The organism is Collinsella sp. AM18-10 (genome assembly GCF_003471585.1).
Lineage (GTDB): Bacteria > Actinomycetota > Coriobacteriia > Coriobacteriales > Coriobacteriaceae > Collinsella.
The window spans coordinates 179,308-199,941 of sequence record NZ_QRJO01000001.1 but is presented as its reverse complement, the minus strand read 5'-3'; the positions used below and the strand labels follow the sequence as shown (position 1 = coordinate 199,941).

Here is a 20,634-nt window from a genome sequence, read left to right as displayed (position 1 = left end):
CTTCCCATCGCCGGGGCGTGCCCGGGAGCATCCGGCATGCGGCCTTTGCGGCGCTCGGTCATGTGCAAGACGGGCGGTCGGGTCTGTGGGGCGCATCAGTTGCCCCTCGCCTCGGCATGTCTTCTCTCCACGCCACGTACCTGCTGCTGAGCCTGCCTGCCAGATGATTGGAAGCAACAGCGTAAATCCCATCACGCCAATATCCCGGCAATCGCCGGGGCCTGTATACCTATATGAGAGGAGAGGGGTATATGGCGCGTAAGTTTAAGTCTATGGACGGCAACGAGGCGGCCGCATATGTTTCGTATGCGTACACCGAGGTAGCGGGAATCTATCCCATTACGCCGTCCAGCCCGATGGCCGACCATGTCGACCAGTGGGCGGCCCAGGGTCGCAAGAACATCTTCGGCACCCCGGTCAAGGTCGTCGAGATGGAGTCCGAGGCAGGTGCGGCCGGTACCGTTCACGGTTCGCTGGGCGCCGGTGCTCTGACCACCACCTACACGGCTTCTCAGGGTCTGCTCCTGATGATCCCGAACATGTACAAGATCGCGGGCGAGCAACTCCCGGGCGTCTTCCACGTCTCCGCGCGTTGCGTCGCTTCCCACGCCCTGAACATTTTTGGCGATCACTCCGACGTCATGGCCTGTCGTCAGACCGGCTTCGCCATGCTCGCCGAGGGCAACGTCCAGGAGGTCATGGACCTCTCGCCGGTGGCTCACCTTGCCGCCATCGAGGGTAAGACCCCGTTCCTCAACTTCTTCGACGGCTTCCGCACCAGCCACGAGATCCAGAAGGTCGCCATGTGGGACTACAAGGATCTTGCCGAGATGTGCGACATGGACGCCGTCCAGGCTTTCCGCGACCACGCGCTCAACCCTGAGCACCCGCACACCCGCGGCAGCCACGAGAACGGCGATATCTTCTTCCAGAACCGTGAGGCCTGCAACAAGGTCTACGACGAGCTTCCCGCCGTCGTCGAGGGCTACATGAAGAAGATCAACGAGAAGCTCGGCACCGATTACGGCCTGTTCAACTACTACGGCGCTCCCGATGCCGACCGCGTCGTCGTGTGCATGGGCTCCTTCTGCGACGTGCTCGAGGAAGTCATCGACTACCTCAACGCTCACGGCGAGAAGGTCGGCCTGGTCAAGGTTCGTCTGTTCCGTCCGTTTTCCATCAAGCACTTCGTCGACGTTCTTCCCGAGACCGTCCAGAAGATCGCCGTCATGGACCGCACCAAGGAGCCGGGTTCCATCGGCGAGCCGCTCTACCAGGACGTCGTCTCCGCTCTCTACGAGGCCGGCAAGACGGGCATCAAGGTCGTCGGCGGCCGTTATGGCCTGGGCAGCAAGGACACGCCTCCCGCGTCCGCCTTTGCTGTCTTCGAGGAGCTCAAGAAGGACGAGCCCAAGCGCGAGTTCACCATCGGCATTGTCGATGACGTGACCAACCTGAGCCTGCCCGAGGCCGAGGATGCGCCCAACACCGCAGCCCCCGGCACCATTGAGTGCAAGTTCTGGGGTCTGGGTGGCGACGGTACCGTCGGCGCCAACAAGAACTCGATCAAGATCATCGGCGACCACACCGACAAGTACGTCCAGGCCTACTTCCAGTACGACTCCAAGAAGACCGGCGGCGTCACCGTCTCGCACCTGCGCTTTGGTGATTCTCCGATCCGTTCGCCGTACTACGTGACCAAGGCCGACTTTGTCGCTTGCCATAACCCCAGCTACATCGTTAAGGGCTTCAAGATGGTCCGCGACGTCAAGCCGGGCGGCACCTTCTTGGTCAACTGCCAGTGGAGCGACGAGGAGTTCGCCGAGCACATGCCCGCCGTGGCCAAGCGCTACATCGCGAACAACAACGTCAACGTCTACCTGATCGACGCTATCGACCTGGCCGCTAAGGTCGGCATGGGCAAGCGCACCAACACGGTGCTCCAGTCCGCCTTCTTTGCGCTGGCCAAGGTCCTGCCCGCCGAGGACGCCCTGCAGTACATGAAGGACGCGGCTACCAAGTCCTACATGAAGAAGGGCCAGGCTATCGTCGACGCCAACCACAAGGCCATCGATGCCGGCGCTACCGCCTTCCGTAAGTTCGAGGTTCCGGCCGACTGGGCTACCGCCGAGGATGCCGCTCCCGTCGAGCTCTCCGAGGAGACCAAGTCCGCTATCGCCCAGCAGGTCAAGAACCTGCTCGAGCCCATCGATCGCATGGACGGCGACAGCCTGCCCGTTTCCGCCTTCGTCGGTTGCGCCGACGGCCAGTTTGAGCTGGGCGCCTCCGCATACGAGAAGCGCGGCGTCGCCGTGGTCGTTCCCCACTGGGACGAGACCAAGTGCATCCAGTGCAACCAGTGCGCCTACGTGTGCCCGCATGCCACCATCCGTCCGTTCGCGATGACCGAGGACGAGGCTGCCGCCGCGCCCGAGGCTATCCGCACGCTCGACGCCATGGGCCCCAAGGCCAAGGGCATGAAGTTCACCATGGCTGTGTCCCCGCTCGACTGCATGGGTTGCACCAACTGCGTCAAGGTCTGCCCCAAGGGCGCCCTCGAGATGGTTCCCACCGAGCAGGAGATGGACCAGCAGCCCGTTTGGGACTACATGGTCGAGAACGTCTCCGAGAAGAAGGAGCTCATCGCGGCCAACGTCAAGGGCAGCCAGTTTAAGCAGCCCTACCTGGAGTTCTCTGGCTCCTGCGCCGGCTGTGCCGAGACCGCCTATGCACGTCTGGTGACCCAGGTCGCCGGCGACCGCATGTTCATTTCCAACGCCACCGGCTGCTCCTCCATTTGGGGTAACCCCGCTGCCACCGCTCCTTACTGCAAGGACAAGGACGGTCACGGCCCGGCGTGGAACAACTCCCTGTTCGAGGACAACGCCGAGCATGGTCTGGGCATGGCCGTTGGCTATGAGGCCGTTCAGCACAAGCTGATCGCCGCTACCCAGGACATCATCGCTGCCGATGGTCCATCCGACGAGCTCAAGGCCGCCGGCCAGGCTTGGATCGACTCCGTCAATGACGCCGAGGCCTCGAAGACCGCTGCCGCTGCCTACGTTGCCGAGCTCGAGAAGTGCGGCTGCGACGCCTCCAAGGCGATCCTCGCCGACAAGGCTTACCTCACCAAGAAGTCCTTCTGGATCTTCGGCGGCGACGGCTGGGCCTACGACATCGGCTTCGGTGGCTTGGACCACGTCCTGGCTTCCGGCCACAACGTCAACGTCTTCGTCTTCGACACCGAGGTTTACTCCAACACCGGTGGTCAGGCCTCCAAGGCCTCGAACCTGGGCCAGGTCGCTCAGTTCGCCGCTGCCGGTAAGGTGACCAAGAAGAAGTCTCTGGCCGAGATTGCCATGAGCTACGGCTACGTTTACGTGGCACAGGTTGCCATGGGCGCCAACCCGGCTCAGACCCTCAAGGCCATCCACGAGGCCGAGGCCTACGACGGCCCGTCCCTCATCATCGGCTACAGCCCCTGCGAGATGCACTCCATCAAGAAGGGCGGCATGCAGAACTGCCAGGCCGAGATGAAGAAGGCTGTCGAGTGCGGTTACTGGAACCTCTTCCGCTTCAACCCCGAGGCTGCTGCCGGCAAGAAGTTCTCGCTCGATTCCAAGGAGCCCGCGGGCGGTTACCAGGAGTTCCTGATGAACGAGGCCCGTTACGCTTCGCTGACGCGTTCCTTCCCCGAGCGCGCCGAGGAGCTCTTCAAGGAGAACGAGCAGGCCGCTATGGACCGCTATCAGCACCTGCTGAAGCTCAAGACGGTGTACAACGAGGCCTAGGCCTCTCACCGCAGGATCTGAGGGCTGACCTTCGCGGACGTCCTCGGACATGAAAGAACCCCCGCTGCGCACTTCGTGCGGCGGGGGTTCTTTCGTCCTGCGGAATGTCCGCGAAGGTCAGCCCTCAGATCCTGCTACGACTACGTCCTCGGATTGTGGGGCTGAATGAAGGACGTGGCTGTGGGGGTGCCTTGTCCCGGTCGCTGTTTCGCGGCGTGGCCGCGAAACCACGCGCCACTTTGGGCATGGAGGGCTAGCTGATTGTGGCCTTCTGCTGCCCCAGTGCTGTTTCGCGCTTTGCGCGAAACATCGCAGCACTTTGGGCATAGTGGGGGAGTTGGTTGTCGCTGCCTTCTATCCCCTTGCTGTTTCGCGCCTTTGGCGCGAAAGGCGCAGTACTTTGGGCGTGGGGGCTGGCTTGCGGACTCAGATGACCTAGAGAGATATGGGTGCAAACGAGAAATCGTTGTTGGGGTCGTCCTTTTCCATAAACTCATCGAGACAGAATGTCATATAGATTGGAACGTAAAGGATCTTGCCCTCTTTGCAAAGGTTTTCGTGGCTCAGCACAACGGCCTCGGGAATTTTGTACTCGCCCACACTCATCAAACGGTCGAGGGCTGCATGTGCTCGAACTTTCTTGCCCGATTTGACTTCGATTGGGACAACATGCCCGCGGGCACCTTCGATTACAAAGTCGACTTCACCGACCTCACGCGTTTGGTAGTACCACGTATCTGCTCCGAGGGCAACGAGTTCCTGTGCGACCACGTTCTCATAGAGGCCGCCGAGGTTGGGGGTTTTCATGTCAAGGTAGACGGCGCGTGCCGTGCTGCCGGGATACCGCGATGCGAGCATACCTGTATCGGACTCGTACAGTTTAAAGGCCGTCGTTTTCTCCGTCCTCTTGAGAGGACTTCGTGCCTCCGTCACCTGGGGGACCATCAATCCAACGCCTGCGTTCACCAGCCATAGGAAATCCTGCTCGTATTTTTGAAGACGAGCTCCCTCGCCTAGAGACGAGACGATAAAGCGATGGGACTCCGCCTCAAGCTGAACGGGAATTTGCTCGAAAATGGAGCGAACGTTAAACGCTCGAGTCGATGCATATTTAGAGATATCGCTTTTGTACTGATCGACTAGCTGAATTTGAAGCTCACGCGTTCTCACGAGCGAATAGCCCGAATCGATATAGTTCTGAACGACCTCCGGCATGCCGCCGCAAACGATATAAGCTCTAAAGTTTTTGAGCATCGCCTCATGAATAAAATTTTCGACGGGACGCCTCTCGACAAGGCAGCTGCGGATGTCTGCAAGCACATTCTCGCTGATGCTGTTTGCCCAACAAAACTCTTCAAAATCCATTGGCCGCATAACAATGTGCTCGACATACCCCACCGGGAAAGAAGAGATCCCCTTAAACTCAGTCCCAAGCATAGACCCCGAGAAGACATAGCTAAAGCGTCCGTCCTCGACCAGCGCCTTCATAAGTGTAACGATCTGCGGATACTCCTGAATCTCATCGACAAAGATAAGCGTATCTCCCTCAACAAGCGGTGCATCCGCAAGAAGGGCCACACGGTTGATGAAGTCAATGGAGTTCTTAGCGCCAACAAGTACGTCTCTTGCCTCGGCATCAAGTAGCAGATTGACCTCATAATACGAAGCGTAGTTGCTCTTTCCAAACGCGCGAATCGCATAGCTCTTGCCAATCTGACGCGCACCGGTAACAAGCAGGGCCTTATGGGAGTTATTCTTCCAGCTCAAAAGCCTATCAGTGACTTTGCGGCGTAGCATTAAAACACCTCATTGACAAAAATTGGCAAATAGATTTGCCCCTAATCATACAAAAATTGACAAATAGATTTGACCCAAATCATACAAAAATTGGCAAATAGCAAAGCTCACTTAGGCCTCAAAGCCAGCGAACCAGCACGGTACTTTGCGAAAAGGCTGGCGGCGCCGTTGTTGAGGGTGGCCAGGTTGACAGTGGCGCCGTTAGCGTTCTCGGCTGCTTGGGCGCGCAGGAGCGAAAGGGCGTCGGCAGCGTTCATGCAGAAGCCGACGGTAAAGTTCCATACTGCGAACTCGCAGTCGCTTGCCGCGGGGTGAAGCGCGATCGGCTATCCCTTATGTTGGATGAAAAGCCCCATGTTTTTGCAGGGGTGCATACTCGTCAAATTAATGTATAGAATCGCGTATAGTGCGAGTAAGATATTGCGCTGTCCGTTTTGTGTTTAGCAAAGATATAGTTTGCATAATCTGGTCTAATCCCTGCTCTATTTAAATAAAGTTGCACGTAAATGGCGTAGATATGCCTGAACTGGGCTTCTTTACGCTGAGCGGGTAAAATCGACCGTTCGCCGCTTAGGTATTTTCAAAATGAATAAAATGAGCGATAAAGAGAATATAAACCTTAATAAACTCGCGTATCGCACGGACGCGGGTTATTAATGGGTTGTAGGCCTTTTACAGAAAGGATTTCAGCAATGTCTAAGCCTCTTGGCAAGCCCGATCGTATTGTCGTCGCCCTCGGCGGCAACGCCCTCGGCAACAACCCCGTCGAGCAGATCGAGGCCGTGAGCAACACCGCCCACGCTCTCCTTGGTCTTATCGAGCAGGGCAACGAGATCATCATCACCCACGGCAACGGCCCGCAGGTCGGCATGATCCAGAACGCCTTCGCCGCTGCCCACGATGCCATCGGTACCCCCGAGATGCCGCTGCCCGAGTGCGGCGCCATGTCCCAGGGCTACATTGGTTATCACCTGCAGCAGGGCATCGGCCGCGAGATGCACAAGCGCTATAAGCGTTGGCACGCCGCCACCGTCGTCACCCAGATCGAGTGCGATCCGGATGATCCCGCGTTCAAGAACCCGACCAAGCCGATCGGCCCCTTCTACACCGAGGAGCAGGCCAAGGAGTTCATGGCCGAGGATCCCTCCAAGGTCTTCGTCGAGGACTCCGGCCGCGGCTGGCGTCGCGTCGTCGCCTCCCCCGATCCCAAGAAGATCGTCGAGGCTGACTCCATCCTCAACCTGCTCGACAACGAGTTCATCGTCATCGCCTGCGGTGGCGGCGGCATCCCCGTCGTCCGCGACTACGAGAACAAGGGTTGCTACAAGGGCGTTCCCGCCGTTATCGACAAGGACCTGGGCGGCGAGCTGCTGGCCGAGGACTGCGACGCCGACGTCCTGTTCCTGCTGACCGCCGTTGAGCATGTCGCCATCAACTTTGGCAAGCCCAACCAGGAGGAGCTCGAGGACCTCACCGCCGACGAGGCCGAGCGCCTGGCCGACGAGGGCCAGTTCGGCAAGGGTTCCATGGAGCCCAAGGTCCGCGCTGCCATCAAGTTTGCCCGTTCCCGCAAGGGCCGCACCTGCATCATCGGCGCTCTGGACAAGGCCGCCGAGACCATGGCCGGTCTCTCCGGTACCCGCATCCACGAGTAGTCTCTACTCTGTTGCATCTCTCGTGGGCGCCAGGCAAAGCGCCCACAAACTAGCCTCTCTTCATGAGCCCCGCAGTCCGCTCCGACTGCGGGGCTTTTGCTATTGAGGTAGCTGTTCATGGGTAGTGCTGCGGGCAGCGCCAAAATGACGAGAGTGGATAATCTCCCACTTTGAGCCTGCAAACAGGCCAAAAACGGGAGATTATCCACTCTCATTCTGCGGGTACTCATTGGGGACAGACTTAAATGAGTAGCCGTTGGGGACGTTCTTAAACGACTGGTCAAAAAATGACTACTCATTTAAGTCTGTCCCCAATGAGTGTCCCCAATGACTAGTAGTAGGCCCACATGGCTTCGATTTCGTTGAGGACCTCCACCACGCCCCAGCGGCGGGCGCTGCGGCTGGCCGAGTTGGGGTCGTAGACGCCAATCTGGTTGGCATCGTCGATGCCGTAGAGCACGATATAGTGGCCTACGTTGGTAAACGTGCCGGGGCGCACTGCGGCGATGACGGGCGCACCCGAGCGAAGTGCTTGGGTAATCGATTCGCGATTGTTATAGAGCTGTGTTCCGTTGAGCCCCAGCTGCCACGCACCGCCTGTCATAAACGACCACTCGGTGGCACCAGTGGGGGCGTAGTTGCCGGCTTCGGCCAGTGCGCATATATCGACCGGCGTCTTATCGGTGTGGCCGGTCTTAAAGATATAGACCATGGTGAGGCAAGTGGGACCGCAAGCGTTTTCGCGAATAGTGCCACCGGCATAGGGCAGCTCCGACCATGCGGGGTCAATTTGGTAGATGTGGGGCATGGTGCCGGCACTCCACTGCGAGCGTGGGGTCGAGAACGCAAAGGAGTAACCGGGTGCGACGGGAGCTTTAAGCAGCTTGTCCTCGGCAGTGGGCTCGAGACCGGCTGATCCGTGAGAGATACAGGATCCCAAAAACACAAAGACGAGGCAGGCGGCGATGGAGCAAAGCGCAAGGCGCAGGCGGCGGGCCGGAAGCGCGTGGCTTGTGGTATGCGACGCGGGGCGAGGGGCGGAATTGCCGCGATCGCGTTGAGGTCGCGAAAAGGAGCGCTTAACGTAGTAGTCGGTCTTACGGCGATCGTAGCGGCGTGGCTGCGATGTGTCGGTCTGGCGTTGGCGTGTGCTCGTACTCATGCGGTCTGACTGCTGCACGGTACGGCTTTGTTGCCGCGAAGAAGCCCCGAGCTGCTCTTGGGGGCGCTGCGGGTTGTCGTTGTCGGAGGTGCTTCTGGGCGTTGGCGTGGTGCGGCCGGCAAGGCGCACGCTTTGTGGCCGTTGGTCGCCGTCATTGTATCCATATGCCATTCGAATCACCTTGCCTCATGTGTAACTTGTCTATCCTACATAAAAAGAGGCGCGACACATGGGTATGTGCGCCAAAAGCCTGACAAATGGTATGAACGTTGCCGCGCCGCGCGCCAAGCGTCACGGCAACAGGTATTCAAAAGCAGACAAGATGAAAGCGTCCAAGACGAATGACGTCTTCCGCCGTTCGTCCCAAAAACGGCGCCGCTCGTTTTGCAGTTCTGCCTTCGGTCGAGCCACAAGCGGCGCTGCTGTGCCAAGGCCGTATCTTAAAGCCACGAAATAAAAGCGCGCGGCAAAACAGACCGCGCAAGGGGTGACGCCAAAGAGGCGTCAATAAGGAAAGGAGGGGAACAATGGCGGACAAGAACGCAGAAGTTGCAGTCGAAGGTAACGGCGGCATGAAGAAAACGCTTTCGCTCTGGAACTTCTTCACCATCGGTTTCGGTGCCATCATCGGTACTGGTTGGGTCCTGCAGGTCGGCGACTGGATGGTCGTGGGCGGCGGTCCCGTTCCCGCTATGATCGCATTCCTCTTGGGTGCAATCTTCCTCGTGCCCGTCGGAGCTGTTTTCGGTGAGCTCACGGCTGCTATCCCCATCTCGGGCGGCATCGTCGAGTATGTCGACCGTAGCTTTGGCCGTACGCTGAGCTACATCACCGGATGGCTTTTGGCCCTGGGCAACGGCATCCTGTGCCCGTGGGAGGCCATCGCCATTTCGACCCTCGTGTCCGAGATGTTCGGCAGCCTGCCCGGTCTTGAGTGGCTGCGCGCCGTCAAGCTCTACACCATCTTGGGCGCCGACGTTTACTTGTTCCCGACGCTAATCGCGCTCGGCTTTGCAGTCTACGTCATCTTCCTCAACTTCCGCGGTGCCAGCTCGGCCGCCAAGCTCCAGGCCTTCCTGACCAAGGCCCTGCTCTGCGGCATGCTGCTCGCCATGGGCGTCTCGCTGTTCACCGGTTCGCCGGACAACGCCATGCCCGTGTTCTCCCAGGTCACCGGTGCTGGCGGCGGCAAGCCCGCTACCGAGGGCGCCAGCCTGTTCGCCGGTATCGTGTCGGTCCTGGTTCTGACCCCGTTCTTCTACGCCGGCTTCGACACCATTCCTCAGCAGGCTGAGGAAGCAGCCGAGGGCCTCAACTGGAACAAGTTCGGTAAGATCATCTCCCTGGCCCTGCTGGCCGCCGGCGGCTTCTACATGGTCTGCATCTACTCGTTCGGCACCATCCTCGACTGGCATGAGTTTGTTAAGAGCCCGGTTCCCGCGCTTGCCTGCCTCAAGGGCATCAACATGCTCCTGTACCTGGCCATGCTCGTCATCGCCACGCTTGGACCCATGGGCCCGATGAACTCCTTCTACGGCGCCACGAGCCGCATCATGCTCGCCATGGGCCGAAAGGGCCAGCTGCCCGAGAAGTTCGCCGAGGTCGATCCCAAGTCCGGCGCTCCCAAGCTCGCCTGCGTCGTTCTGGGCGTCATCACCGTCGTCGGTCCGTTCCTGGGCAAGAACATGCTCATCCCTCTGACCAACGTGTCGGCTCTCGCCTTCATCTTCTCCTGCGGCATGGTCGCCCTCGCTTGCCTGCGCATGCGCTTCACCGAGCCCGACCTGCCTCGTCCCTACGAGGTGCCCGGCGGCAAGTTTGGCATCAGCCTCGCTATCGTTGCCTGCGGCACCATCATTGGCCTGCTCGTGATCCCGTTCTCTCCCGCCTCCCTCAACATGGTGGAGTGGAGCATCGTGATCGGCTGGCTGGCTGTTGGCCTGGCCCTCATGGCCTTCACCAATTCCCGCAAAAAATAACGCCTAGCCGGGGTGGATCGGGTGCGCGGGGCCCTCTCTCCCGCGCACCGAACCCGGCACCACTTGGGTAGTTTTGTGAGGCCTTAACCCAACGCGGCCTCGCCCACTATATGGATCCATAAGGAGGAACCATGTCCACTAAGTATGCAATCGTTGGCGGCAAGCTCATCGACGGTACCGGTGCCGAGCCGGTCGAGAACTCCCTCGTTCTCGTCGACGACAATGGCAAGATCGAGTACGCCGGTGTCATGCAGGACCTTCCCGAGGGCGTTGAGGTTATCGACGCCGCCGGCAAGACCGTCCTTCCCGGCCTGATCGACACCCACCTGCACTTCTCGGGCAACCTGACCGACGATGACACCGACTGGGTCATGCAGCCGCTCCTCGAGAAGCAGGCCGTCGCCGTCAAGCAGGCCTACGACTGCCTCACCCACGGTCTCACCACCGTCTGCGAGATCGGCCGCTTTGGTATCCAGATCCGCGACTGCATCGACAAGGGCGTCTTCAAGGGCCCGCGCGTTCTGGCCACCGGCCTCGGCTTCTGCCGCGTTGCCGGCCACGGTGATTCTCATCACTGCAGCCAGGAGCTCAACAAGGAATCGCACCCCTGGGGCGACCAGGTCGACGGTCCTTGGGATCTGCGTAAGGCCGTCCGTCGTCGCCTGCGCGAGAACCCCGATGCCATCAAGATCTGGGCTACCGGTGGCGGCATCTGGCGCTGGGACTCCGGCCGCGACCAGCACTACTGCTCCGAGGAGATCCAGGCCGTGATCGAAGAGGCCAAGTTGGTCGGCATCCCCGTGTGGAGCCACTGCTACAACAACCACGCCGCTGCCTACGATTCCGTCCGCTTTGGCTGCGAGCAGCTGATTCACGGCTTCGATATCGATGAGCGCACCATGGACCTCATGGCCGAGCAGGGTACCTTCTTCACCCCGACGATCGCCTTCCTGCCCACCTGGTACGCCACCTATCCGCCCGTCTACGTCCCCGAGCTGCACGACAAGTACGAGGGCACCCTGGTCGAGAAGGAGCTGCAGCGCAACTACGACTGCCTGCGCGAGGCCAAGAAGCGTGGCGTCGTCATGACGATCGGCTCCGACTCCTTCTCCTTCGTCACCCCGTACGGCACCTGCTCCATCGAGGAGATGTACGAGTTCGTCGACAAGATCGGCTTCACCCCGGTCGAGACCATCACCTGCGCCACCCTCAACGGTGCCAAGATGTGCCACATCGAGGACGAGACCGGTTCCATCGAGGCCGGCAAGTGCGCCGACCTGCTGGTCGTCAACGGTGACGTCGCCGCTGACATTCACGTGCTCAACACCGACAACATGGACGTCATCATGAAGGACGGCTGGATCGTCGAGGCTGGCACCTTTGGCGAGGCCAACAAATACAGCGCCTAAGATACCGTTTGTCGATGGCTGGATGTAAAACACAGTTTTTGATTGCATAATGCAATGGGGAGGGTCGCTTGCGGCCCTCTTTATTGCTATGGGTGCGGTAGATAAAAGGGGATGACGGTGGATTTAAACAGGCTGATTCTGGGCAAGAGCTACAACTCTACCAAGGTCTTTCGTACGGCCCAGCATGTGGTCCAGGCCATCCTGCTCGGTGTTGTCGTTCCGGCGCTTATCCTGTTGCTTATCTGGGATTTGACCGATAATCCCAACCCCGTCCCGGGCGTTGTCGTCATTGCCGGCTTGGTCATGCTGTGCTTCTTCTTCTCGTACGTCTTTGTCGTTCCCGACGACCTCACGTCGAGCGCTACCGACCGCACACTCGCCATCGCATCGAAAATATTCGCCTATACGTCGCGAGGCCTTACGCCCGAAGCGGCCCTGGGCGCTTCCAAAATCATCCTTTACGAGACCATTGCCTCGGCCATCTGCTTTACCGACGGCAAGCAGGTGCTGGCGAGCTGGGGCGAGGACTCGGCAAAATGCCCCGCGGGCACTCCGGTTGTGCTGCGGACTACGCTCAACGTGATCAACAGCGGTGAGCAAAGCGTATTTTCGCGCGATGCCTCGACTGAGACGGGTGGCTACTTTCCGCGCCTGCGCGCCGGTATCGTCGCACCGCTCACCGTGCGCGGGCATTGCGTGGGCACGCTCGAGCTGTATTATCCCCGTCTGAGCAGCATCGATATGCGCCAGACGGCGCTTGCCTCGGGCTTTGCCGACCTCATTTCCACGCAGCTTGCGAGCTTTGAGCTCGAGCGCCAGGACGAGCTTACAGCTCGCGTGGAGCTGCGCGCCTTGCAATCGCAGGTCGATCCTCATTTTCTGTTTAACACCATCAGCACCATCGTGTCGCTCGTGCGTACCGAGCCGGACAAGGCCAGGTCGCTGCTCATCGACTTTTCCAATTACTACCGTCAGACACTGTCCGATTCCGATACCCTCACAACGCTCGAGCACGAGGTGGAACAGGGCACTCGTTACATCAACCTTATGCAGGCCCGATATGGCGACGGCCGTCTGCGCGTTTCGGTCGATATCGACTTTGAGGTGCGCGACAGCCTGGTGCCGCCGTTTATCTTGCAGCCGCTGCTCGAAAACTGCATCAAGCATGCGCAGCGCGAGACCGAGCCGCTTTCTATTCGTGTTAGGGCTTTTGAGACCGATGACGGCTTGGAGATCATCGTCGAAGATGACGGCATCGGTATGAGCGAAGAAGTCTGCGCGCATCTGTTTGAGCAGCATCGCCGAGAGGAGCCCGAGAGCATTACCGCCGACGGATCCATCAAGCGAGGTTGCGGCCTGGCGCTCTTCAACGTGCTTCAGCGCATCCATTTCTTTTACGGAGAAGATTCCGGCATGCGCGTGAAGTCCCAGGAAGGCGTGGGAACACAGGTCATCGTTGAATTGAACGGCGAGCCGCATGAACCGGCGCCGTTGACGGTGTAGCACGCGGTTGGATTGAGAAAAAAGAGGGGAAGCGCATATGTCCGAAGGCTGGAACATCTTGGTAGTTGACGATGAGCCTCCTATTAGGGCTGAGCTACGCTATCTGTTGGAAAAAGATGCGCGTGTGGGCCAGATTGCCGAGGCGGGCAATGTCACCGAAGCCGTGGAGTCGATTCTGTCGAACAAACCTGACGTGCTGTTTTTGGACATCACGATGCCCGGCCGCTCGGGAATTGAGCTTGCCGAGACGCTGCAGAACCTAAAGACGCCGCCGGTGGTTGTGTTTGTGACGGCGTTTGCCGAGTTTGCCGCCGATGCGTATAACCTTGATGCGGTCGACTATGTCGTCAAGCCGGTCGAGGACGCACGCCTGTCAAAGGCACTCGACAAGATCGAGGCAGCCTTGGGTGCCCGTCGTGTTATCCACGCTCCGCGCCAGCCTTTGCGTCTGACGGTGGACCGCGGGGGCAAAAAGGTGTTCATTCCCGCCGCAGACGTCTGCTACTTTGAGGCGCGCGCCGATTTTTGCAACGCCATCTGCGCCGAGGGAACGTACCTGATCAATGAGTCGATCTCTTCGCTCGAGCGTCGCTTGAGCTCCGAGGGCTTTATTCGCGTTCATCGCAGCTATCTGGTCAATTTGGAAGACGTGCACAATGTTGAGATTGGCTCCACGGGGTTGATGGAGCTCAGGCTCGACCGCGTGAGCTCGACGGTACCGGTGTCCCGTCGTCGTGCCGCCGAGGTCAAGTCGCACCTGGGGCTTGCGTAAGAGGCTTGCGTGCCGTCGTTTACCATCGCAGGTTTGGCATGGGCGCGCGGTGGGCATAATGGGTGGCATCGAATGAAATGGAAAGGATCATTATGCCCGCGCTTATCACCCATCATCTGTTTGGCGAGGAAAGCATCGACCGTCTTCCGCAGGGCGTCATCACGTCCGATGAAGAGCGCATTGCCTTTATCTTGGGCAACCAAGGTCCCGACCCGTTTTTCTTTCACATTCTGACACCGCGTGTTTCCGACTGTACGCTGCTGGCGCAGGTCATGCATCGCTCGCGCATGTCTCGCCAGTTCGCGTGCCTGCGCGATGGCGTGTCGCACCTGCTGCCGCGCGACGCCAGCTTGGGTCGTGCCTTTGCGCTGGGCCTGCTGTCTCATTACGTGCTCGACCGCAACGCTCACCCCTTTGTCTATGAGCAACAGTTTGGCATCGTGGAGTCCGATTCAGAGCTTGAGGATTCGAGCAGTCAGGTCCATGCCGTGATCGAGAGCGACCTGGATGTACTGATGCTGCAGCTTAAACGCGATGGCGCTACGGTTGACGATTACCCGCCGGCGGGCGAGATCGTCACCACCGATCGCATCAATCGCGTGGCCGGCGTGCTGATGAGCTATGTTGCCGGACGCGTGTACGGCATTGACATTCCGGCGGGGGAGTACGGTGCTGCCGTTGCCAATATGCAGCGACTTTACCGCGCGATTGAGCCGGCCGGCTCCGTAAAGACGCGCGCGATCTCGCTGGTTGAGGGCTTGGTGCACGATTATTCGCTGCTCGACGGCCTTGCGCACCGCGTGACGACCGAGCTGCCCGAGCGTACCGGCAACCTGGGCCACTTGGCATGGAAGAACCCCTTTACCGATGAAGTCTCGACCGAGAGCTTCCCCGAGGTCTTTGACCGCGCGCTGCTCGATTACGAGTGCACGGTCGCTCGATTCATCGAAACAGGCGACATGGAGGCCGTGACCGGTCACGTCAACTACAGCGGCCGCGTGCTCGGCGCCGACGAGGAGTTCGACCGCGAGGAATAGGGTCCGTGCCTGTCCCTTTGCCGAATCCTTACCGGCGCTTCTGGACAATTGGGGTACGATGAACTAACTGCATATCGGGCGAATACGAAGGGTCCCTGTCCATGAAATACACCAAGCTCGAGCGTAACTGGGTCATGTACGATGTGGGAAACTCGGCCCTCGTGCTGCTCAATACCTCGGTGGTGCCCATCTACTTTAACGCCATCAATACCGGTGCTTCCTCGGCAGACCTGGTGGTCGCTTGGGGCAACGCTCAGACGATTGCCTCGCTGGTCATTGCCATGCTCATGCCCATTCTGGGCGCGCTTGCCGATTACGCCGGCAACAAGATCAAGTTCTTCTTGGGCTTCTTCCTCACGGGCCTGGTTCTTTGCCTGGCGCAGGCTATCCCAATGTCCGCCATGGCATTTTTGACTGTGTACGTGCTGTGCACCATCGGCCTCAACTCTTCTATGACGTTCTACGACGCTATGCTGCCCGACATTACCACCGACGAGCGCATGGACGTCGTGTCCAGCTCGGGCTATGCCTGGGGCTACATCGGTTCCACTGTGCCGTTCATCATCTGCCTGGCGCTTATCATGGGTGGTCCCGCTCTTGGTGTCCCCACCATGCTGGCAACGCGTCTGTCGTTTATCATCACTGGTGCCTGGTGGCTCATCTTTACCCTGCCGCTCATTCGCACCTATAAGCAGAAGTACGGTCGCGAGCGCGGTCCCGAGGACACTATCGGCCACATCGTGGGCGGCGTGTTCTCCGAGGTCGGACACACCATGCGCGAGATCGCCCACAACAAGACCGTGCTGGTCTACATGATCGCGTTCTTCTTCTATATCGACGGTGTGCACACGGTCATTTCCATGGCAACCAGCTACGGATCGGCCTTGGGCATCGATTCGACCCAGTTGGTCCTGGCGCTGCTCGTCACGCAGTTCGTGGCCTTTCCGTCCGCCATCATCTACGGCAAGCTCGCCGGCCGCGTGGGCACGCTCAACATGATCTTGGTGGCAGTCGCCGCCTATATGGGCATTGTGCTGTTCGCCGCGTTCTTCCTAAAGACCGCCTTTGAGTTTTGGGTGCTTGCCATTATGGTCGGCCTGTTCCAGGGCGGCGTGCAGGCGCTCAGCCGCAGCTACTTTGGCCGCATTATTCCCAAGGAAAAGTCCAACGAGTACTACGGCTTCTTTGATATCTTTGGCCGCTATGCAAGTGTTATGGGCACCTTCCTGGTGTCGGTCGTCACCTCGCTGACCGGCAACCCGTCGCTGGGCGTCCTTTCCATTGGTGTGCTGCTGGTCGTTGGCTTTATGCTGCTGGTCCGCCTGTCCCGCATGACTCGGGCGGCAGAGCATGCCGCATAGGAGTGAGCGGCTATTGTGCCTGTCCACGGTACTCTTTTGGGGTTATCCGCAATAAACATTGCGACTTGCGAGCAATGATTTGCCCAAGTGGGTATGATGGAATCAGCTAGGTCGCGGGGCGTCGCCTGTGTTTGGCGGCGTCCCGTTTTTGTGTTGCAGGGAGGGTAAGGCATGAACGCCACGGTCGTGATTCCAACGTATTGGGCGGGCGATGACGCTCGCGCAAACGCCCCTGGCACCTATGACCATTCGACACGACTCAACGCCGACAATCCCGAACTCGACCGCTGCCTGGCCTCGCTTGAGCAGGTACGTGACATCCCGCGCATCATCCTTTTGGTGGTCTGTCCCGTTTCTGCCACAGCCGATGTGTCGCTGCGCGTGCACGAGATTGTCGACGCGCATCCCACGCTCAAGGTCACCGTTGTCACCAACACCCAGGCCTCGCGCATCGCAGACCGGGTTGCTCAGATCGCGCCCAAGGGTTCGGGCGAGTGCGTGAGCCTGCGAGGTTACGGTGCCATCCGCAACATGGGGCTGGCCTGCGCTGCGGTGCTGGGGCATGACGCGGTTATCTTTTTGGATGACGATGAGGCTGTCATCGACGCCGACTTTATGAAGCGCGCGACCTATGCGTTGGGGCAGCAGACGCGTCAGGGCTTGCCGATCTTGGTCAAGAGCGGCTATTTCTACGATCGCGACGGCTCGCCGTTGGCTCCCACGGACAAGGCGGGCATCTGCCATCGTTGGTGGACCAAGCGCATCGAGTTCAACCGTTGGATGAAAAAGGCGCTCTCGGGCACCCGCATCTCGCGCTCCAACTACGTGTGCGGCGGCCTGATGGCCCTGCACGCCCGCGCCTTTACGCGTGTGGCCTTTGACCCGTTTATCACCCGCGGCGAGGACTTGGATTACCTCTTTAACATGCGCATGTTTGGCTACGACGTGTGGTTCGATAACGAGTGGACCGTGCGCCATCTGCCTCCGGAGTCCGAAAAGCGCTCACCGCGCTTTATGCAGGATGTCTACCGTTGGTACTACGAACGGGCCAAGTTGACATTCGCCGCGCATCAAAAGGAGCTCATTCCCGTTACGGCAGCATCGCTCATGCCCTACCCGGGCCCGTGGATTTCGCGCGAGCTCGACGACCGCGTGCGCAAGACCGCTATGGTCCGCAGCGTGTTTACCCGCGAGCATGAGGGCTACCTGCGCATCTGGCGCCATGGTATCGACGAGGCAAAAGCCTATGCGCGCCAAAACGCTGCAAGCTACCTGCGTTTCCAGAGTTTTTGGCCCAAGATCATGGACGGGCTTTGGCGTGACGCACAACTGATCAGTATCCTGGAGGGGGCCGAATGATCGACCGCCGCGCCCAGCGCGATAGTTCAATATCAATCTTTCGCATCATTGCCGTTGCCTGCGCCATTTGCGTGCTGGTGTACTTTATTTTTGCCCTGGCGACTGGAATCGAGCCGATCGCGACCGTGGTCGCCTGCGCACTGCTGTGCATCTTTCTGTGCATCTTTATCTTTTTGACGCTCAATCCCGATTCGGTGCGCTCCCAGTACACCGAGGAGACGCTCTCGGTGGCCTCGGCCATGCTCGAGGACATTAAGGGCGGTCTGACGCAGGAGTCGGCGCGTTTGGTGTGCCAGCGCATTTTGCCCGAGACGCGCGCCATGACGGTGGCCATCACCGATGAGGACAACGTGCTTGCCTGCGCGGGCGAGTTTGAGGAAAAACTACTGCCAGATTCTCCCATCCACACGCTTGCCACACGCTACGTTATCGAACATGGCATCGTGCAGTCGTTCAACCGTATGGTGGATGTCGTGGGCTCGGACGGCTCGCACAACCAAGTCCCCGCCGGCATTATCGCCCCCATCAAGGTGGGCGATCGTACCGTTGGCACGCTCAAGTTCTACTACAAGACCCCGCGCGCCGTCGACCGTACCCAGTACGCGCTTGCCTCGGGCTTTGCCGAGATCTTGTCCACGCAGCTCGCCATCCACGAGCTCGAGGTGCAAAAGGAACTCACAGCGCGCGCCGAGGTGCGTGCGCTGCAGGCGCAGATTAACCCGCACTTCCTGTTCAACACGCTGAACACCATTGCATCGTTTACGCGCACCGACCCGCTGCGGGCCCGTGAATTGCTTCGTGAGTTCTCATCGTTCTATCGCGCCACGCTCGACAACTCGGGATCGCTTATTCCGGTCTCGCGCGAGGTCGCACAGACCAAGCGCTACCTTACCTTTGAGAAGGCCCGCTTTGGCGAGGACCGCGTGCTTGCGACGTTCGATGTGTCCGAGGACGTGGAAGATACGCTGGTGCCGGCGTTCGTGATCCAGCCGATTGTCGAGAACGCCGTGCGTCATGGTATGGGCGATGACGACGCCCTGAGGATCGACGTGACCGTTCACCAAGACGGCGAGGATGCAATCTTGATTGCTGTGGCCGATAATGGCGTGGGCATGGATGAGGGTACCGCCGCCAGACTGTTTGACGAGCGCTCTGCCCGTCCCGACGCCAGCTCTCCCCAGGGTGGCGGCGCCGGTGTGGCCATGCACAATATTTCGGAGCGCATCCATCGCTTTTTTGGGCCGCACTCCTATACGCGTGTCGAATCGGCGCCGGGCAAGGGCACCAAAGTGCTCCTTCATCTTGATTTGTCAGAGAGCATCTTTGACATTCAAGAGTAAAATAAAAAGCTACGGGCTCAACGTCATGCGACGGACGCCCGGCGTAGTTAGTTGACGAAAGGTTTTATCCCTATGCTGCGTGCGATGATTGTGGATGATGAGGCGCCGGCTCGCTCGGAGCTTCGCTTCCTGCTCGAGCAAACGGGCAAGATCGGCACGATCACGGAGGCGTCGAGCGTCCGCTCCGCCATCGAGATGCTTATGGAAAGTCGCGTGGATGTCGTGTTTCTCGATATCTCGATGCCCGGTGCCTCGGGCCTGCAACTTGCCGAGGCGCTGCATAAGCTCAAAAATCCGCCGGCGATCGTGTTTGTGACTGCGTATAGCGACCATGCGGTCGAGGCATTCGACGTGGATGCCGTCGATTATCTGATGAAGCCGGTCGAGGAAGCTCGCTTGGATCGCGCGATCGAGAAGGTCATGCAACGCGCCAAGCCGGTTACGGACAGCAAGGTGACCATCGAGCGTATCCCGGTGGAAAAGGGCGGCCGCAAGGTGCTCATTCCCGTGGACGACATTCGCTTTATCATGGCCAAGGACGATTACTCCTGCATCTATACCGTCGATGATCGCTTTTTGTCGACGACCTCGCTGGCGCAGTTTGAGGCCAAGCTCTGCGACTTTGGCTTCTTCCGTGTTCACCGCCGCTATATCGTCAACCTAGCGTGCGTCACGGACGTTGAGACGGTGCCCTCGGGCGCCATCCAACTGGGCATTACGGGCGTCGACGAACGCGTGCCGGTTTCGCGCCGCCGCGTTGTGCCGCTCAAGAAGGCCCTGAGCCTCTAGCACACTGGCCCCGCAGCCCTGTAGACCAATTGTCTGCGGAGCCGTGGGGCTTTTTGTATATACGTCGAATCGGTTTTGCAGAAGGGATCCCATGAACAGTGCAAGCGCCAAGCGCATCGACATCATCTCGGACACCCACGGCTATTTATCGCCTGCGCTTTTGGATGAGCTTGAGGGCGCAGACCTGATCATCCACGCCGGAGACCTCACGTCAGAGATGGATTACGAGCATCTATGCACCATCGCCCCCGTGCGAGCGGTCCTAGGCAACAACGACTACTACCGCGACTACGGCCCGGATGTTGACCGTCTGGCCCTCTTTACCTACGAAGGCCTCAAATTCGCTGTAGCCCACTACCGCGAAGACCTGCCCGTGGGATCCGTAGACGTAGCCATCAACGGCCACACCCACGTAACCAAAGAAGCCCAGGTGGGCCGCTGCTTAGTCCTCAACCCGGGCAGCGCCAGCTACCCCAGAGGCACCCGAGGCCCCACCATGGCCAGAATGCTCGTCAAAGACGGCCATGTCATAAGTACCAAGTTTATTGACTTGGACTAACCGCAACAAAAACGGGGGATGCAGATGCGTCCCCCGTTATCATTTGAGCCAAAGGCAGAGCTTCAGCAAGATCCTTAGACAAACCCCGCCGCGGAGAACGGGGCCGCCGAGCCGCGAAGCG

General features: G+C 59.5%; 15 protein-coding genes. 12 read left to right on the top strand and 3 right to left on the bottom strand.

Features of this window, described 5'->3' with window-relative positions:
- Positions 1 to 251: 251 nt before the first annotated feature.
- Positions 252 to 3,791, top strand: a complete 3,540-nt coding sequence (gene nifJ / locus DW211_RS00830; RefSeq protein WP_118258657.1) for a pyruvate:ferredoxin (flavodoxin) oxidoreductase — start codon at positions 252 to 254, stop codon at positions 3,789 to 3,791.
- A 435-nt stretch (positions 3,792 to 4,226) separates the two neighbouring features.
- Here the strand turns inward: nifJ and DW211_RS00825 are convergent, their stop codons facing one another.
- Both DW211_RS00825 and DW211_RS10080 read right to left on the bottom strand, forming a co-directional pair.
- Positions 4,227 to 5,588, bottom strand: a complete 1,362-nt coding sequence (locus DW211_RS00825; protein WP_089573252.1) for an ATP-binding protein — start codon at positions 5,586 to 5,588, stop codon at positions 4,227 to 4,229.
- 107 nt (positions 5,589 to 5,695) lie between these two features.
- A complete protein-coding gene (locus DW211_RS10080; RefSeq protein WP_156333784.1) occupies positions 5,696 to 5,845 on the bottom strand; it encodes a hypothetical protein in 150 nt (49 codons plus the stop codon).
- Positions 5,846 to 6,280: 435 nt separating this feature from the next.
- On the opposite strand from DW211_RS10080, the gene arcC reads away from it, so the two are divergent.
- Positions 6,281 to 7,243 (top strand): carbamate kinase, encoded by a 963-nt coding sequence (gene arcC / locus DW211_RS00820; RefSeq protein ID WP_006235166.1) that lies wholly within the window; start codon positions 6,281 to 6,283, stop codon positions 7,241 to 7,243.
- 331 nt (positions 7,244 to 7,574) lie between these two features.
- Here arcC and DW211_RS10250 read toward each other — a convergent pair whose 3' ends face one another.
- Positions 7,575 to 8,576 (bottom strand): C39 family peptidase, encoded by a 1,002-nt coding sequence (locus DW211_RS10250; protein ID WP_233540910.1) that lies wholly within the window; start codon positions 8,574 to 8,576, stop codon positions 7,575 to 7,577.
- A 356-nt stretch (positions 8,577 to 8,932) separates the two neighbouring features.
- Here DW211_RS10250 and DW211_RS00810 point away from each other — a divergent pair, with 356 nt between their 5' ends.
- From DW211_RS00810 to DW211_RS00765, 10 genes are all read left to right on the top strand, one after another.
- Complete coding sequence (locus DW211_RS00810) at positions 8,933 to 10,384, top strand: APC family permease (protein WP_118258655.1); 1,452 nt, start codon at positions 8,933 to 8,935, stop codon at positions 10,382 to 10,384.
- A gap of 131 nt (positions 10,385 to 10,515) precedes the next feature.
- Positions 10,516 to 11,793 carry an amidohydrolase family protein gene (locus tag DW211_RS00805; RefSeq protein WP_117862637.1) on the top strand — a complete coding sequence of 426 codons (1,278 nt, stop codon included), beginning with the start codon at positions 10,516 to 10,518 and terminating at the stop codon, positions 11,791 to 11,793.
- A 117-nt stretch (positions 11,794 to 11,910) separates the two neighbouring features.
- Positions 11,911 to 13,296 (top strand): sensor histidine kinase, encoded by a 1,386-nt coding sequence (locus DW211_RS00800; protein ID WP_233540909.1) that lies wholly within the window; start codon positions 11,911 to 11,913, stop codon positions 13,294 to 13,296.
- 37 nt (positions 13,297 to 13,333) lie between these two features.
- Entirely contained in the window at positions 13,334 to 14,068 is a 735-nt protein-coding gene (locus DW211_RS00795) for a LytTR family DNA-binding domain-containing protein (RefSeq protein ID WP_117774318.1), read from the top strand.
- 92 nt (positions 14,069 to 14,160) lie between these two features.
- Positions 14,161 to 15,105 carry a zinc dependent phospholipase C family protein gene (locus tag DW211_RS00790; protein ID WP_118258651.1) on the top strand — a complete coding sequence of 315 codons (945 nt, stop codon included), beginning with the start codon at positions 14,161 to 14,163 and terminating at the stop codon, positions 15,103 to 15,105.
- A 101-nt stretch (positions 15,106 to 15,206) separates the two neighbouring features.
- Complete coding sequence (locus DW211_RS00785; RefSeq protein ID WP_117736883.1) at positions 15,207 to 16,466, top strand: MFS transporter; 1,260 nt, start codon at positions 15,207 to 15,209, stop codon at positions 16,464 to 16,466.
- Positions 16,467 to 16,637: 171 nt separating this feature from the next.
- Entirely contained in the window at positions 16,638 to 17,825 is a 1,188-nt protein-coding gene (locus DW211_RS00780; protein ID WP_117648129.1) for a glycosyltransferase, read from the top strand.
- Entirely contained in the window at positions 17,822 to 19,165 is a 1,344-nt protein-coding gene (locus tag DW211_RS00775; RefSeq protein ID WP_118206611.1) for a histidine kinase, read from the top strand. Before DW211_RS00780 ends, DW211_RS00775 begins: the two co-directional genes overlap by 4 nt.
- A 72-nt stretch (positions 19,166 to 19,237) precedes the next feature.
- Positions 19,238 to 19,954 carry a LytTR family DNA-binding domain-containing protein gene (locus DW211_RS00770; RefSeq protein ID WP_006235156.1) on the top strand — a complete coding sequence of 239 codons (717 nt, stop codon included), beginning with the start codon at positions 19,238 to 19,240 and terminating at the stop codon, positions 19,952 to 19,954.
- 91 nt (positions 19,955 to 20,045) lie between these two features.
- Positions 20,046 to 20,513, top strand: coding sequence for a YfcE family phosphodiesterase (locus DW211_RS00765; RefSeq protein WP_117564950.1), 468 nt, complete (start codon positions 20,046 to 20,048; stop codon positions 20,511 to 20,513).
- Positions 20,514 to 20,634 lie beyond the last annotated feature (121 nt).